The sequence below is a fragment of the Nostoc spongiaeforme FACHB-130 genome (genome assembly GCF_014698475.1).
GTDB lineage: Bacteria > Cyanobacteriota > Cyanobacteriia > Cyanobacteriales > Nostocaceae > Nostoc_B > Nostoc_B spongiaeforme.
Genome location: NZ_JACJTB010000019.1, coordinates 61828 through 78101, shown reverse-complemented (window position 1 = coordinate 78101; position 16274 = coordinate 61828). Strand labels below are relative to the sequence as shown.

At 41.0% G+C, this 16274-nt stretch carries 9 protein-coding genes; 2 read left to right on the top strand and 7 right to left on the bottom strand.

Features of this window, described 5'->3' with window-relative positions:
• Positions 1 to 87: 87 nt before the first annotated feature.
• The 6 genes from H6G74_RS15590 to H6G74_RS15565 form a co-directional block, all read right to left on the bottom strand.
• On the bottom strand, positions 88 to 984 hold the full coding sequence (locus H6G74_RS15590; protein ID WP_190968539.1) for a hypothetical protein: 897 nt from the start codon (positions 982 to 984) through the stop codon (positions 88 to 90).
• 72 nt (positions 985 to 1056) lie between these two features.
• Positions 1057 to 4308, bottom strand: coding sequence for a lamin tail domain-containing protein (locus H6G74_RS15585; RefSeq protein WP_190968538.1), 3252 nt, complete (start codon positions 4306 to 4308; stop codon positions 1057 to 1059).
• Between the two features lie 399 nt (positions 4309 to 4707).
• Positions 4708 to 8352, bottom strand: a complete 3645-nt coding sequence (locus H6G74_RS15580; protein WP_190968537.1) for a TonB-dependent receptor — start codon at positions 8350 to 8352, stop codon at positions 4708 to 4710.
• Positions 8353 to 8359: 7 nt separating this feature from the next.
• The gene (locus tag H6G74_RS15575; protein WP_390849954.1) at positions 8360 to 9883 is read right to left on the bottom strand and encodes an isopeptide-forming domain-containing fimbrial protein; all 1524 of its coding nucleotides are present in this window, start codon (positions 9881 to 9883) and stop codon (positions 8360 to 8362) included.
• A gap of 197 nt (positions 9884 to 10080) precedes the next feature.
• A complete protein-coding gene (locus H6G74_RS15570) occupies positions 10081 to 10644 on the bottom strand; it encodes a DUF11 domain-containing protein (protein WP_190968536.1) in 564 nt (187 codons plus the stop codon).
• A gap of 24 nt (positions 10645 to 10668) precedes the next feature.
• Entirely contained in the window at positions 10669 to 13230 is a 2562-nt protein-coding gene (locus H6G74_RS15565) for a DUF7925 domain-containing protein (protein WP_190968535.1), read from the bottom strand.
• A gap of 505 nt (positions 13231 to 13735) precedes the next feature.
• Between H6G74_RS15565 and thrC the strand changes: the two genes are divergently transcribed.
• Together thrC and H6G74_RS15555 are read left to right on the top strand one after the other, a co-directional pair.
• The gene (thrC, locus tag H6G74_RS15560) at positions 13736 to 15040 is read left to right on the top strand and encodes a threonine synthase (RefSeq protein WP_190968568.1); all 1305 of its coding nucleotides are present in this window, start codon (positions 13736 to 13738) and stop codon (positions 15038 to 15040) included.
• Positions 15041 to 15085: 45 nt separating this feature from the next.
• Positions 15086 to 15361: a MoaD/ThiS family protein gene (locus H6G74_RS15555; protein WP_190968534.1), complete on the top strand. Its 276-nt coding sequence runs from the start codon at positions 15086 to 15088 to the stop codon at positions 15359 to 15361.
• 254 nt (positions 15362 to 15615) lie between these two features.
• On the opposite strand, the gene H6G74_RS15550 is transcribed toward H6G74_RS15555, so the two are convergent.
• Complete coding sequence (locus tag H6G74_RS15550; protein ID WP_190968567.1) at positions 15616 to 16203, bottom strand: thioredoxin family protein; 588 nt, start codon at positions 16201 to 16203, stop codon at positions 15616 to 15618.
• Positions 16204 to 16274: the final 71 nt, after the last annotated feature.

The following is a 16274-nucleotide window of genomic DNA, read 5'->3' as shown; positions in this document are numbered from 1 at the left end:
TGTGAAGTATGAAGTGTGAAATTTCATGCTTTCATCTTCATACTTCATTTTGACAACATGCTAACCGATTCTCAAATATTTCAGACTTCAGACTTTTTTTGCCAGCCACAAGGCCAGATTACGCACATAGGTTTTAATATCTTCTACAGCCCGTGGCTCGTTTTTCATCCCGTCTCCAGGCGGTTCATCAACAAAACTAGGACAGCCTTTAGTAATATCCCAGTTATAATCCACAAAATGATGAAAACTGGAAGTAGCGACAGTACGTCCTAAGTTATTACCTTGCGCATCTTGATAATGGTCAATTGCCACAATTAAATTAAAATCACGCCCTGTAACTAAGCTTTTTCCTAAAGCAATTACCTGCGCCTTGGGATGGCTGGGAGGTATACCAATGCCGCCTTCGTGGGGATGGGCGGGGAAAAATTCAATTACACCTGATGATGAATTGGGATTTTTTAATAGTTCGTGAATTGGTTCAACAACAGTAATTTTTTGATAGTCGCCATTTGCCCCTGAATGATAATTAGGCCAAGAAATATAAGTTGTATACGGGTCATCTCGACACCAACGAGATTGATCTGGGTCGGGGTTTTTGCTGTTGAAATAATGGATATCGCCAATATCAATTAAATCACACATAGAACAGCCCATATCTTGATGATCGCGGGTGGTTAAGATACCGCCTCCGCGTTGACGAAAAGCATTAATTCCCGCAATATCTTTAGCTGTTAAACCATCACCAACATCTAAAGCAAATAACCAAAGTTCCTCAAAATCAGATTGGTCAAGACTTCCTAAAATGGGATCATTGCCTTCTGCATCGGAAATGCGATCGCGTGCTACAACTGTAAATAAACAATTACCCGCTTCATCTTGAATAGATGCTAAATAATCCCGCAACATTGAAAACCGAAAAATGCTCCAGTCGTTTTCAGTGGCGGGAATTGTGGTTTGTAAAAGAATCTTAATTGTTTCTGCCATACCCTGTGGAATTAAATACTTTAACTAACACCAAAATAAAGTATAGAGGTATGGCGATCGCGCAATACTTTATCAGTTTATTTTGACACGGAAACGAATAAAACCATAAGAATTAGTTGGTGTACCTTGTCCAGTCGCCGCAGGTAAGCTCGTTAGACTGGAATTAGTAACATTGACTACTACAGCCCCATTTGTATTACTCCCACAACTTGTAGGCGTAGATGAATCATTTGCTGCATAAAAAACTCCCCGGTCAGAGTCTGCTGCATTACTAAAATAAACAGTGGGTGTAGTAGAACCAACAGCCATTGCAATACCTTGGTTTCCTCCTGAAACACCATCATTGGGAGTTTGACCGTTAAATGCTGTAGTAATAAAAGTAGTATTCCCTGGAACTAAATCACAGAACTTCACATTAGTAGCACTACTACTACCATTAGAGAGGAAATAAATAGTGTACTCCACCTCATCTCCTGGCTTGACATCAGTAGCACTGATCTTGCCTCGCAAATAACCACTCGGCCATTTAGAATCATTATCATCAGTACCCGCACCATCGACACTATCGTTTAAATCGTTATTATTAATGCGGGTAATGCGTTTTACTAACACTATCTTGGGACTACCATTATTATTAACACCTACGCTAGTGACTCTAGTACCCACATTATCCGTATCTCTCGTTGGTAAATAGCTGGGACACCTACTACTGGCGTTGGTGCTAGTCGTTTGTTCCCAACAAGCACTAGTGTTAGTATCATTACCATTTCGAGTTAAGCTAATCGACTGACCATCACTAGCCCCAGATAAGGAAGATTGATAAGTACTGTCCCAAAGATTAAGAGAACTAGGTGGAGGTGTATTAATGGCACCACCAGAACCATAAGCTATGTAATCAATAATCTGATTCTGGCTATCGTATAACCAGACATCATCACCACTGTTAGTCAGTCGAGTTGAAACCCCTAACCAATCTTGAAACGCTGCATCTGTAGCTTGAGTGTTGGAGTTTTGAGAACCTATCCAAATAACGGCGTATTCTCCTGGTTTTAAAGTTGTCCCATTGGGAAATGTGTAATTAAAGCTATTTGCTGTAGTCTCAACACTATTAACAATAAGATTGCCATCTGCTAATTTGAAACCGCTTAAATCAACAGTTGAAGAGGAAGCATTATAAAGTTCAATAAACTCATCGTTTGTACCAGCACCACTCGCTGATCCTGTTTCGTTATACAACACTTCATTAATAATAATTTTACCGGCTTGAGGCGAGACTTGATAAACATCAAAGCCAAAGTTTTGATTGGTGATTGCACTTCCAGAAACAGTTACAGCTAGGTCATTAGGTGTACCTAAAGAAAATCCTACAGGAATGTTGCTATTGGTGGTATCAACTTGAATTTTGTAACTACCATCTATCACACCAGTAAAGCTGTAAGTACCATCTGCTTTTGTGCTAGTCACAGTGACAACAGAGTTATCACTAGTTTTGAGTAGTTTGACATTAATCCCAGCAGGTAAAGTTGGTTCCCCAGTATCAAAATCATCCCCGCGATCGCTATCTTGATATAAAGTGCCAGAGATAGTAGTACCAAAGTCAACAATAGTTAATTGAGCGTTTGTCGCATTACTAGGAAAATATGTCCACAAATCTAGTCCTTTAGTATCCCCAAAAGAACCAGTACATTTTGTGTTAGTGTTACTACCGCTACTGCTCGACTGGCCAAATTTCCTATCATTACCTGTGCTGTCAAATCCAGAAATTGGGTTGCTAAAAGCTGGATTTGGCGGATTATTACCGCAGAGTACAGTCCCAGGAGTACCAACATTTGTACCACCGACGGTAGTATATCCGCGATCGTCATAAAATGCTTGGGTCAAACTGCTCAAACGAAGAGGCCCAGGTGGATTTAAAAGCTTAAGAGTAGGGCCACCAGAAAAATTATTCTCTGCATCTAGTAAGGGAAAATGATATTCACCTCCATGAATTTTCACTTGGGCTTGATAGCCAGTACCTATAGGAAAATTATCCCCGCTATTATCTTTACCGTTCCAAGTAACAGACTGTGAACCAGAGCTAATCATTACCCCTCTCAGCACACGGTTTTGACTATTAGTAGGGTCAAAATTTACCCCGTCCCGACTGATAATGATTTCGTAGTTACCTGGTACGTTGGTATTAAAAGAGAAAGTACCACCTGTACCTAGAGAACTGGTATTTCCCGTCAGTGTACCTGTAAAGCTTAAATTATTTACGCTAGGGTCGGTAGGTATGGCAGGAATACCAGTACCATCAAATGTGCCATCGGCTCGATAGCGATCAATGTATGAAAGTATTGTGTTATTTGATACCTCATTAAAAAATGTAGGAAATTGAGGACGAGATAAACTAGTACCACCGTCCCTGGTTGTCAACACGCTCTCTTGTGCAAGAATGTTGCGATAAAGTGGTGTTTTTCCATCGCTATCATAAAATCCTACTTGACTACCATAAATAAGAAATCCATCTGGATCTGTACCTCTAAGTTCTATTTTATAGCGGTAGCCATCTGTGGTTACTGGATAAACAGGGAAATTGAGATTTCTGCCGTTAGCGCCAGTAAACAAGGCAAGATAGTAAGTAAATAGTCTGGCGTTTATGTCTGTTGTAGAGTTTTGGTCACTACTACGTATAGTGACATCCCACGCAGCAACAGTACTTCCCTGATTATTATTAAAATTTGCGCCACTAGCCAAATCAATCTGACCAGTAGGAGTATTACTGGATGTGTTATCTCCCACGGGGCCGTAAAATATAATGTCGTATATTCCGGTGGATGGTGCTTGATAGTAGCAGGGTGTATATCCAGTTGTATTGCCTGTACCAGAAATAGATTTAGGGCCTGCTAATTCTTGGGTACGAGATGAGATAAAACCACGTCCTGTTTGAGTAGAACATTTAAAATCTGGTGTTGAGGGAATAGTTTCACTTCCAATACTACCAGTGACATTATTTCCAGGTTGAAACACGAGAATATCGCCACTACTCACTCTGACAGCACTAGAGCCTAAAAGAATGTATTCGTCTTTTTCAGCGTAGACTTTGAGGATGGTTCGTCGCCTAATTAACCCCCCCCATAAATCAGTACGCCACTCTAGATTAGCTCGATTACCAGTAGCACCACTAGGATACAGTGTACGGCTACCTTCCGCCTGAACAGGTTGTATCAATAGACTGAGAGCGCACAGGGAAATAACCAAGCTCCCTAATGATGCTGTACAGCAATTAAAAGAAGTTTTTTTAGCTACTAAAGATTGCTTGCTAAATAATAAATTTCTAATCATAGTGATTTTTCATATCTTGGAATGAGCGAGATGCAAAATTGTATGTCGCTAAGTTGATTTAGTTGGGACAATTAATAAAAAAATGATGTCGTAAATATGATCGAGTATGATTACATAGGTTTTAATGTATTTTTAATTAAAATTACTGGGAGTTTTTGTCTAAAAAATTGAGTTTATTTGGCCAATTGTCGATAGTATTACTTGACTAGTATTAAAATTCCCCAAAAATGGGAGCGATCGCTTATCCAACAGGAACAGAAACCGAATTATTAGCCGCTTCATTGTGACTTACTAAACGACTAGATTGTAACCAGTATTTACACTTAGAATTATCTAGAATCATAGTTATGCAAGTCTGCAAAACTTCTGTTGTCTGGATAACTAAAAAATGTCAAGTTTCTAACGCTGTGGTGGTGGGATTTTCTGCTGTCCAAAACCTTCAAATAATTCGTTGAGTTTCAAAGTTAAACCCAAATAAGGGCCACCAGCAGAACGCACGCCGGAAAAATCTCGGTCATCAACTCTGCCAAAAGCATATCCAGCTGCTAAACGCAGGTTAGGCGACAAATAATAACCAGTTTCGACAACAAAGCCTGTTTCACTATAATTACCTTGGCCTATCCAACGCGCCTCTCCTACTAAATCCATCTTGTACCCCAAGCGATAAGTAGCTCTCAATTGCCCCAAATTCACGCTACTAGTCCCGACTAAATCGTTGGCTAAGTAAGATGTACTGTTCCGCAAAGCATATTTACCGTAAAATTCCCATTGCCAGTTGGGTGCATAAATAGCTTCCAGAGCAAAAGTATGGTCTGTAGAGCCTGTACCACTACCTAACAAAATCGTGTCAGGAATCACCGTCGGATTTTCTCGGTATTCATAGCGTAGCAAAGCATTAAATTGATCATTACTGGGGTCACGGTAAGCTAAACCTAGTTTGAGGTTCACTGTATCACCCAAACCTGTGAGTTTTTGATTAGCTGAGTTTGCCTGTTGATAACGTGCTAAGGCTGTAAGTGCCGGCGAAATTTTGCCTGTGGCTGCTGCCGAAATTACTGTATTAGAACCACTAGCAGAAGTGCGATGTTCATAACGCGCACTGGCTTGAAACTCAGGGTTATCACTGTATTCCAAACCCACACTGTAGCTATCGCCACTCTCAAACCCAATTGACGAAGCGGCTTGACCGACTGTGAAAGGTTGGGCGTATTGTTGTCCTGCACCAGTGCGGTTAAAGAAACTGCCAAATACATGTTCATAAGCCAGATTCAACCGTAAACCAGGAGCAATTTTCCAACGGTTATTTAGGCCAATAGCACCTTGAGTTGTGAGTTGGTTAGCACCTCCTAAAATTGAGTAACGCGCAGTCAAAGTTGTATCTGTGCCGAGTTTATGTTCGCCGTTGATACTTAAACTGGTGATAGAATTGCCACTTTGTTGACCGCTACTATAAAACTGTTGGGCAAGACTGACATTGACACCAGGGATAGCAGCCCAATTCAAGCCCAAAATGGTACGGTCTGGGTAAACAGTATCTGCACTGGAAGAAAGTGTGAGTTCATTTTGGGCGGCGAAAGTCAGATTTTTAGCGATGGGAAAAGTCAAACGCGATCGCAATTGCTGGGAATCACTCGTTAAAGCATTCACCGGAATCCGATCTTCTCGATGGCGATGAATCCAATCAACGTCAATGGTAGCCTTACCTAGGCGTTGTTGAATCCCGGCGGAAATTGTTGTCAAGGAATTATCAACTTTACTTCCTGGTGTGGCTTCCGAACGTGGTGCAAATAGTTCTTCAAAAGTATCTAGCGGTTGGGGTGCAATTCCAAAGTTATCTTCGTGGTCGTATTGCGCCCGAAAATTGGTTGTTTGCGAAAGTCTCGCTGTGATTTGTCCACCGTAACGAGTTTGTCCAGGTACAAAACTGATGGTGGCATTATTAGCAAAGCCTGTATCAGCAAATCGATAATAAGCACGTCCTTGAATAGTATGGCTAATTTGTCCCTCTGCTTCTAAGCGGTAAGCTGCACCACTGACTTTACCAATCACCTCCGAATCATTCGATGAATGAGCATATTCAGCAATTAGCTTGCCATTACCACCTAAAGAAATCATCGCATCTGCACCATACAGTTGAAAGTCCCGCATTCCTTGATTTTCTTGGATAAAAGTTGCACCTAACCAACTTTCTTGATTCAATGTGCGGGAAAAATGATATTGCAATCTACCTGCATAGATATTACTGTTCGAGTCTTGACTGTCATATTGATAGCTCACGACAATGCGTCGGACTAAGACTTGTCCAGTACTATCTATATCTGTACGAAGAATCGGTTCCCGAAAAATTAAAGTACCGCGATCGTAATCAATCTCGTAGTCTGGGCCACGACTGAGTTGTTTACGCTCCAATACAGTACCAGGACGGTTGAGTTCTTCTAATTCCAAAAAGACATTTTCACTACCAGCGATGACTAACCTTCTGGAGAGGAAGTAATAACCACTGGTGCCATCAGGCGCAATAGTATCTCGTTGAAAGCCTTCGAGATTATTGCCATAAAAGCCTGTAAATTGCAGATTGCCAAAGTTGTAGTTAGTTTTAAAGCCGTGGAGTTGACGAGTAATAGAAGTAAATTGCTGGGATGTCCGAGCAAACTCTTCTGTGTCATAATCACCCCACATGAAATAATCAGGAGTCGCATTAGGAATTTTTGAGGTGCGTTCAAACCGCAAAAATACACTATCAATTGAGGGTGTAACAACATCGGTTCGGGAACTATCACCATAAACGGGATAGTTCTGCTCGTTAAATTGATAATCTCTAAATAAGCGATTGTCGCAGTTGCAATCTTCGTTAAGAGTGCGGGAACTATTATATGCACCTGTAAACAACCATTCGCCTATTGCACCTGTAGCAAATATCGCTGAGTGAAAATCTAATTGAGTGCTGGTATCTTTGTCAGGACGGACAAAATCTCGAAAACTACTGTAATAATCTGTACCTCTCGCACCCAAACGGACATCAATCACACCAGTTAATAAACTTGGACGCAAGGCTGTTTCAAATTGCAGTTGGGTAAAGGCTTCTAAATCATTGGTTGTGGCGCGAATGCGGACTGTTTGGGCTTTTAAATCAGAACGCAATCTGGCGGTAAACTCCCCAGCTTTCGCTTCTACCTGAAATCCTGGTTCATCAGGTTTGAAGTCCTTTCCGATTAATTCTCCCGCCGTTGGTATTACGGTCACAACAGCATCGTGGTTAGAGCGATTGCCATTTTCATCGATTAATTCACCACGGATAGTTGCAGTTGAACGTCCATCAGCCGGAATACGGGCTTCTAGGGTTTCTAGTGTGAGCTTTTTTGGCACACTCCGCACTACTACTAGTACTTTTACAGATGATTCTGGTTTACCTACTTCTTGTGCAGAGATGATATTTTCTCCGGCTTGGAGTGAGACACCATACCACGTCTGTGTGACTAAATTGGTCTGACTATCAGTTTCTGTCCGTCCAATTAATGAAGCATCTACCAGTACGCTGTTAACGCGCAATTCTATCTGACTACCACTCGAAAACTGCACACTCACGTTTGTCGCCGGGATATCTACCAAACTATCAGTAGAGGGGTTAAGAATTTTGATAGTTGTGTTTTGATTCTCTACAGATGCCGCAATTTTACGTAAGTTTTTAGGAATTTGAATACCAGTAGCAGGTTGAAATGGTTGTATGCCGGTTGTTACTAAAGGAGGCTCAACCGCAGTTAGTTCGTTAATATCTGGTAAAGAAGTATCAATCTGATTGTCTTGAGTTACAGGATTTGGCTGAGAAAGTTCATCAACTTCTCTAGATACATCTAAAGAAGTTTGATGATCTACTGTTGCGAAGGTAGAAGCCGAGGGAAACTGATTCTGAATATTATTTTCTGTTTCTGGCGTGGATGTTTGGGCTTTAACGACAGCCGGATACAAAACAACGCTGATTGCACTTGCTACAGCACCCATCAGCCTGAGATTCAAGGTAGTTACACCATGTAATTGAGGTTTCATACTTTATTTACTCCTGCTTGCTGGGGGTGACAGCAAAGTTCATTCTGACTAAGCCGCCAGGTTCCAGACGCACCCAGCGAGATTGGGTATTACGTTCGCGGAATTTGTGGTTGGGGGCTAGGGTGTAGCCGGGAATGCTGCTGAGGTCGAGTACTCCTGTATGACTTCCTGGCAAAACATTGGCGACAGAAAACAAACCATTGGGATCTGTGGTGATGCGATTACCGTTTTCTAGAAAAATTACGGCATTAGGAATTCCTGGTTCACCATTTTGCTGTTCGCCGTCAAAGTTTTTATCTTCAAACACACGACCGATAATTGTGCCGCAGTCAGCCACAATTCCTGGACGAATGACTAATTGGTGAGTTGCAGGGCCATCCTTGGCTGCTAGGTTGTTGTCAGTTCTAAGTACACGAGCGATCGCACTATTGCGGCCAGTCCCTCGCACTGCATCAGGTGTGATTTGGGCAGCATAGGCAATATTTACAACTGTTTGAGATGGAATTGTGACATCTGTGCGGAAGGTAACTGTATTGCCATTGCGATCCGTGGTAATGTTAACTGCTTGACCGTTTAACTCACCACGCACAGATTTGTTAATGAAATTAAAGCCTAAAGGCAAGGTATCAGTGACAACTAAGTTATTTAAAGTAGTATCAGATACGTTTTTTACTGATATACGGTAAATAACTGTATCCCCTGGTTCCGCTGTGGCGCGATCGCCTGTTTTAATAATTTGTAATTGCTGTGCTTGACACATATTAGTTGTCAAGGCAAAAGCTAATAAATCTAGCCCCACTACCTCTGCATTGGGTACGACAACAACGCTATCTTCTACTCTGGTTTCGCCTGTAATTCGGATTGGTTGACCATCTAAAGAGGTAGCAGCATAACGCACAATACTGTTATTACCTGTACCTGTGCGATCGATGATTTCAATTTTAATCCGCCGTTGTTGGTAGATAGAATTAGCTGGAGGATTAATAACTAAAATATATTGTCTCCCCGGATCGGTTTGGCCTCGATTGGGGTCAAGTAAGAAATTATAGAAACCGGCTGGATTATTAGTAATTGAAAAGGGATTACTATTCTCGCTATTGGGTGATTGACCACCAGGAATATTGTTACTCGGAATATCAGGAATTTCGGTACGTGTTAAAGAAAGTAATTGCCCTAATTCTGTTCCGGTGGGGTCAGAGGGGTTAGGTTCATATATACCTACAGAAAAACCCGTGTAGTCTGCTAGGGGTGTACCTCCACAACCTAAAATCCTTCCTGATGGGTCAACCAATGGGCTAGGACTAAGTTGAAGTTGACTGGTAGTTCCTTGATATGGAATATTTTGACCATTATCTTGATAAGTATAAGTATAAGTAGCTTGGTTAGTGAGATTAACCACACGAGTATCTTGGGCGGTTACTACTATGGGTGCGCTAGTATGCAAAAAACTAACCAAAAAAACTATTTTTGTTAAACGTTGATTCCAATTAATACCAAAAGTTATCTGTTTTTTTTTACAAGGATGATTCACTGAATTAATCTCCTCATAAACGCCATAATACTTGTTAATAAAAACATTTATTGATAAATTGTAGTTGTTGTAGTTTAAAAGAAGTCTGTCAATGACTTATTAGTAATTTTCTAGTCAAATGAAGTAGTGAAATTAGACCGAAAATGACGGCTGACTAGTAAATAAATCTTGCCCAAAAGTTGCACAAAAATTATCAGTTAGCGTACCTGAGTTTGATAAATTAATTTAACTGTAGTTTTTGCTGCTATCAATGGAAGTTGTAAGCGGATATGAGTGTAAGCAGTTGCGGGAGCTGGCTTAGTTTCCACTTTGCCGTTAGGAAGAGTAACTTTAATTGTGGGATTTTTTACAAAACTACGAGCGCCATCAATGCTGTAGCTAATTTTGGCATTACCAGTAAAATTGGCAGATTTTAAAATATAAATCATGCCCTTGGAAATGGGTTGATTGAGTGTAAGATTTTTTAATGGGCGATCGCTTGCATTTTCCCCAGTTAATGTATATCGTAATATATCGCCTGGTTGTACCACTGCTTGCTCTTTCAAAGCTTGCCAAGTCACCTTTTGTCTACCTTGCGACTCCTTAATTAAAACTTGTTTTTCTGCTGCCAAAACTAACTTTAAAGCCTGCGTTTTTTGTGGAGTTTGAGCAACGGCAATGTTAAATTTTTGCCAAGGAACTACCCCTGAGAAATTAGTCATAAAAGAGGCTGTAGTCAGCAATAAACTTGCTTCTATCCCAGCCATAAAAATTTGTTTCATGTTCATCACCCTGATAAATTACTGTTAGTTAACCTTACGTTGAAAGATAAATGTTCCTGTTTGACCAGGTGTAACTGGGTTAGTGAGAGTATTTATATACTTAGTGACATCTGTAGCCGCAGTAGTACCACTTTGTTCACCACCAAGAAGATTAGTAGCAGGATCGCCACTAAAGAACGTGATTGTTCCTCCAGCACCTTGAGCTGAACCAAGAACGTGACTGGTATCAATTACGCCATTGTTATCATTATCTTTCGCCCAGTTATTGGGAACTGAAGTGCCATCTTCCGTAATTACCACACTGCCAGCACTTACAGTCACATTGCTCGTACCTGGGGCTGGAGGTGCTGCTTCAGAAATATTTCTGTATTGAATCACGTACTCAACAATATTTCCCGGTGCAGGTTTTTTCGGGTCTGTACTCAAAGTACCATCACTACCTTGAACTGCTGGCCCAGTTCCTTGTAAAATCCGTGACTGTTTGATCATTTGCAAGAAACCAGTGTAGACGCGATCGATAGTGATGTTTGCCACTTCGTTGTTGTTAGAAATACCATCACCATTAGCGTCAATAAATGCCGTGATTGGTACAGGGAAGCCGCGTTCCATATTAGTATCAGTTGAAAGTGGAGTACCAGCAGGCAAGTCAATAGAAACGGTATAGCTAGATTGAGCATTTGTTGCCAATGCGCTAATTTGTATGGGGTTAGTAGCACTGATAGGGTTGCCTACCGCAAAACCAGTGCCACTTGTAAATGTAAAGGCTGTGCCGTTGTATGTATAAGTAGCAGATGAAGAGCCAACACTTATCGTTACGGTTGTACCGTTAGGCAAGTGACTTGGGGTAGCTGGTGGTGTAGGTAGTAAAGAGATATTGGCTGATAAACCACCTGTATTAAGAACAGTATTAGTAAAAGTAACTGGGTTTGGATTAAATGTTGAACCAGGAGTTAAGCCAGCCGGAACATTGGAAGACTTGTTTGTAAAATCATCATTATTATTATTCGGGCCTACTGCGTCAGGAAAACTATTCGGCCCGTTGACAAGTGAGTTAAGGCTGATTGTAAATACGTTGGCTTCACCACCAGTGCCTGAACCAGTATTATTACCATTGGTATCAGTTCCCGTGGTGTTTAGATCAGTTGGGTCAGTTTTTGGATCAGTAATATAACCATCAGGTACGGTAGGTGGTAACTGGTCTGGTACACCATCGTCATTAGTATCTGTGTCTAATGGGGGTCTCATACTACCTGAAGAACCATCAAAATTACTAGGATTTTGATCACCAGATTCGTCAAGTACAGGAGTATTTGTCTCTGGCGTTTTACCGAAGACTTGCGCGATGTTGGCGATGGTTAGAGGTGCAGTCTGTCCTGTTTTAACTTTTACCTGAATAGAAAATGAGGTTGATTGTCCATTCGCAGGAAGATAAGTGGATGTATCACCGTCTGTAGTTGGTTTAATAAAACCAACACGAGTAACTGTAGATAAATCTCCTGGTGCTGTAGTTGTCCAGGTAGCTGCATTTGCAGATGTGGTGACAGCAGTAGTAGAGTAAACTACAGTCCAACCAGTGGGAGCTGTGGGTGCGACAGCTAGTTGTGTCCCAAAAGGAATAGCATCGGAAACTAAGATATTTGTGCCGGAAAGACCAGGGATAACAGAACCCGCTAGAGCTGAGGGAGTGATACTGTTTCCGGTGACATCGTTAGACTCTACTCGTAAACTCAAGCTGTAGTTGATACTGTCGTCAGTGATATCTGCTGGTGTGTTGTTATTGCTATATCCAGAACGAGTTTTTAAGATAGTAGCTAAAGAATAATACTTTGGCTGAACAGTTATTGAGGCTGATGCACTTCCTTCTACTACACCGTTAGCAGGTGAACCTGTAACTTCTCCTGGTACAGCACTTGGATCTTGATTGTCTACGGTGTAAACATCCAGGGTATTATTAACCTCTCCACCAGCCCTTAGCACATTTGATGCTTGATTAGGAGGAGTGGTTTGACCAAGGGTAACTGAAATGTTATCACCAGCAACTGCATCAGAATTTACTGTTACTCGCACTCGTACAGGAACAGTACCATTTACTGGTACAGAATTGTCTGTAATGACTCCACCATTAGGAACTGGTTTCCAACTATTAGCAACACTATCAAAATATTCCAAGCTGTTATTAACTACTGTTCCTTTCCCTGAAACGGCGACTGCGCCAGGAATACGGAATTTAGTGGGGTCGTTACCTATGTTGGTGATAGTAAAGTTGTATTCTAAAGTGTCACCAACTTGAACTGTACCATTGGGGGTAAGGTCGTTAACCGTACCAGCTTGAACCAAAATACCAGCTACTTCTGCTATGGTAATGGTTACTTTGTTAGAAGTGGCATTGATTGGTATGTTTGGCTGATTGGGGTCTTCGTAGGTGGCTGTCGCTTGGTTATCAATAGATGTACCTGGGGCTGTTGGCGTAGTTTGAGCTAACACTGGGAAGACCAAGAAAAACCCGTTAGCTAACAATACTGTTGCTACTAAAGTATTGTGAAATACGCCGTTTTTAGTCTTTTGAATTTGGTAACGAGATTTCATTGGGTGTAGTTGCTTAATTACGATGCAGCCTGATTAATTTTCATGAGAGTCGATATAAATGCTGGAATTAAATAATTCAATTCCAAATATGATGTAATACTTATTTGTTTTGAGTTATAGATTTTACTTAGTCTTGGTCTAATTTACTGACACTTTGGCTCTTACTTATTACACCAATATTGCGTAACAATAACAACCTTAAATCAAGCTTCTGGAATTAAAAAACAGTCGAAATACTGGTATATCAAAAATTCATACTTAAACATACACAGTATTTTTAACTAAAAATTAATGAGAATAATACTAATTTTTTATACTTTATTAGTATGGCAATACCGTATTACTGAGTGTTAATCAACAACAAAAAATAGATTTTTATTTGCTCAAGGAATTTATAGCTGGGCTTAGAATATCCGACTATTTTTATCGGGTATGTTTGACTGGTATTTTTACTCGTGTTACTATCAAGCGACAGTTGACGGACAAAACAGGGAAAGCGATCGCTATGACTCAGGCAATCTCCACACACACCCAAACCACCACAGCAACATTAGAAGCACTGAAGTGTAAAGAATGTGGTGCAGAATATGAACTCCAAGCTAGTCATGTTTGTGAGTTTTGCTTTGGGCCGTTGGAAGTGAAATACAACTACAACAATATTCGCCTGAGTGTGAGCCGCGAAAAGATTCAAGCCGGGCCAAATTCAATTTGGCGCTATCGTCAATTTTTACCTGTTGCAACTGACAATGTAATTGATGTGGGAACTGGGATGACTCCTTTGGTTCGTTCCCAACGTCTTGCCCGTCGCCTGGGTCTGAATAAGCTTTACATTAAAAATGATGCCGTCAACATGCCTACCCTCAGCTTTAAGGATCGGGTAGTTTCAGTTGCTTTGTCTCGCGCGAGAGAATTAGGTTTTACTACAGTTTCTTGTGCTAGTACTGGTAACTTAGCAAATTCGACAGCTGCGATCGCGGCTCACGCTGGTTTAGATTGTTGTGTGTTCATCCCCTCTGACTTAGAAGCAGGCAAAGTTTTAGGTAGCTTGATTTACAGTCCTACTCTCATGGCTGTTAAAGGCAACTACGATCAAGTCAATCGCCTCTGTTCAGAAGTTGCAAACACACATGGCTGGGGTTTTGTAAATATTAATCTACGCCCCTACTATTCTGAAGGTTCCAAAACTCTCGGCTTTGAAGTAGCTGAACAACTGGGTTGGCAATTACCAGATCATGTAGTTGCACCTCTGGCTTCTGGTTCGCTGTTTACTAAAATCTATAAAGGCTTCAAAGAATTTGTCGAAGTTGGCTTAGTAGAAGGCAAAAATGTGCGTTTCAGTGGCGCACAAGCTGAAGGTTGTTCGCCCATCGCCCAAGCATTTAAAGAAGACCGCGACTTTATCAAGCCTGTGAAACCAAATACAATTGCTAAATCGATCGCAATTGGTAATCCAGCAGATGGTGTCTATGCTGTCGAAATTGCGAAGAAAACAGGCGGTAATATTGAATCAGTCACCGATGCAGAAATTATAGAAGGCATCAAGTTGCTGGCAGAAACCGAAGGTATCTTCACAGAAACAGCAGGTGGAACAACCATCGCTGTGCTGAAAAAATTGGTAGAAGCTGGCAAAATTGATCCAGATGAAACTACTGTGGTTTATATCACTGGCAATGGTTTGAAAACTCAAGAAGCAGTTCAAGGTTACATTGGCGAACCGTTGACAATTGATGCTAAACTCGATAGTTTTGAACGTGCGCTAGAACGTTCTCGTACCCTAGACCGCCTAGAATGGCAACAAGTTCTAGTTTAAAGCGAAAAAACCTAAATTTCACTCTTCATACTTCACACTTCAAATATGGCTGTTACTGTTTTAATTCCTACTGCTCTCCAAAAGTTCACAAATAGTCAAGCTACCATCGAATGCACCGGTAGCAGTATCGCTGAGTTGTTCAATTCTTTAGAAAAACATTGTCCTGGGATTAAAGAGCGGCTATGTGATGAACACGGACAACCACGACGCTTTTTAAATTTGTATGTGAATAGTGAAGATATCCGCTTTTTAGATGGAACAGCTACACCGTTGAAAGATGGTGATGAAGTGAGTATTGTACCTGCTGTTGCAGGCGGTTGAGCCAAGACAATCTATGTCGGTTAAATCGGTACAATATCTATCTATAAAAATAGCGAAAAACTATTCTCAATTGCTCCCCTGTTTGTCGAGATTTGCTGCACCAGTAAGATACCCTGGAGTATTTTACTGGTGCATTTGTTTTTGTTGACAAAGATAGGACTGACGCAGTGGAATGTTGATTTTGTTGGGTTTCACTACCCTTAGGGTGTCTACGTTTGAGCCAACCTACATTTCTTTTTCTCTGCTTAACAAGATTAATTCACGACTTGACTCCCATGACTGCGGGGATCATCTTGCTGTTTTGCTGGAACTGAGGTGGATACTTTAGAAGTTTTACCACTAGCTTGGGCATAAGGTAAGGGTGTACCAGCAACTAACGCCTCGACATTATTAGCCATAATGTTACGGGGTATATCACCGATCGCCTGAGCTATGCTTTCTGCATTTTTAGTTAAAAATACAAAATGGGGAATGCCATCTACGCGATATTTCAGCATTTCTGGCAACCATTTAGTATTATCTACGTTCAGCATGACAAAATTAGCTTTGTCGGCATACTGCTGTTCTAGTTCTGCCATATCTGGTGCCATTTTTTGACAAACAGTACACCAGTCAGCATAAAACTCAACTATGGATGGTTTACCGTTACTCACAGCAACATCTAGGGGTGTGGAGTTTTTCGCCAACTCAGAGACAGAAATGGAATTAGTTTCAGTTCTTAACCCTAAAACAAGAGCAACACTCAGGGCGATCGCTACTATTACAATTAAGAAGTTTCTCAAACGTGTCCCAAATTTAGATTCTGGCTTGACGGGAGTATTAACTGGTGTTTCTGTAGTCATAGCAAATTTATTCATACTTATTAACTATTGCCACTATTTAGTTTATCGTTTTCTTTTTATCTGTCCGCCTC